At 73.7% G+C, this 1221-nt stretch carries 1 protein-coding gene; it reads right to left on the bottom strand.

The features are described from left to right. Positions 1-55: 55 nt before the first annotated feature. Entirely contained in the window at positions 56-1213 is a 1158-nt protein-coding gene (dapC, locus tag FNQ90_RS23810; protein ID WP_323380149.1) for a succinyldiaminopimelate transaminase, read from the bottom strand. Positions 1214-1221 lie beyond the last annotated feature (8 nt).

The raw sequence follows: 1221 nt of genomic DNA, 5'->3' as shown, positions 1-1221 counted from the left end.
CGTCCCACCCGCCGCCGATCGCGTCCCGCGACGTCCCTCCCCGGAAAAGCCCCGCTCAGCCGGCGGCCAGGCGGCGCGCCGCCTGCTCGACCCGCTCGTCCGTCGCCGTGAAGGCCACCCGGACGAAGGACGCCCCGGCCGGGCCGTAGAACTCCCCGGGCGCCACGAGAATGCCGCGTTCGGCCAGCCACGCCACGGTGTCCCGGCCCGGCTCGTCCCTGGTCGCCCACAGGTAGAGCGACGCCTCGCTGTGCTCGATCCGGAAGCCCGCGCCCGTCAGGGCGGTGCGCAGCGTCTCGCGCCGGGCCGCGTAGCGGGCACGCTGTTCGAGCACGTGCTCGTCGTCCCCGAGCGCCGCCACCGTCGCGGCCTGCACCGGGGCCGGCACCATCATGCCGCCGTGCTTGCGGATCGTCAGCAGCTCACCCAACACGGCGGGGTCGCCCACCAGGAAGGCGGCCCGGTACCCCGCCAGGTTGGAGCGCTTGGAGAGCGAGTGGACGGCGATCAGCCCTTCCACCTCGCCCCCGCACACCGCCGGGTCGAGCACCGAGACGGGATCCGTCTCCCACCCCAGCTCCAGGTAGCACTCGTCACTCAGGACGAGAACGTCGTGCTCGCGCGCCCACTCCACGATCGTCCGCAGCCGCTCCGGCGCCAGGACCCGCCCGGTGGGGTTGGAGGGCGAGTTGAGCCACAACAGGCGCAGGCCCGTCGGGTCGAGCTCCAGCGGATCCTCGTAGGGCACCGGTTCGGCACCGGCCAACCGTGCGCCCACCTCGTAGGTGGGGTAGGCCAGGTGGGGGAAGGCCACCCGGTCGCCCGGCCCCAGACCCAGCTGGATCGGCAGCCAGGCGACCAGTTCCTTGGAGCCGACCACCGGCAACACGTTGGGATGGTCCAGCTCGAGCGGTCCGGCCCCCAGCCGGCGCTCCGCCCAGGAGAGGATCGCGTTGCGCAACGCCGCGGTGCCCCACACGGTGGGGTAGCCGGGCCGGTCGGCGGCCTCGGCCAGCGTCCGCCGGATCACCCGGGGCACGGAGTCCACGGGGGTGCCGACCGAAAGATCCACCAGACCCTCGGGGTGGGCCTCGGCCGTGCTCCTCGCCCCGGCCAGGGTGTCCCAGGGGAAGACCGGCAGACGGGCCGAGAGGGAGCCGCCGCGCGCGGAGGCCGGGGGCCTGTCTCCTATACAAATCTCCGAGCCCACGATACTTTCAT

Origin of the sequence: Streptomyces alkaliphilus (assembly GCF_014141535.1) — a bacterium.
In the GTDB taxonomy this organism is placed as follows: domain Bacteria; phylum Actinomycetota; class Actinomycetes; order Streptomycetales; family Streptomycetaceae; genus Streptomyces; species Streptomyces alkaliphilus.
This window is presented reverse-complemented; position numbering and strand designations above follow the sequence as displayed.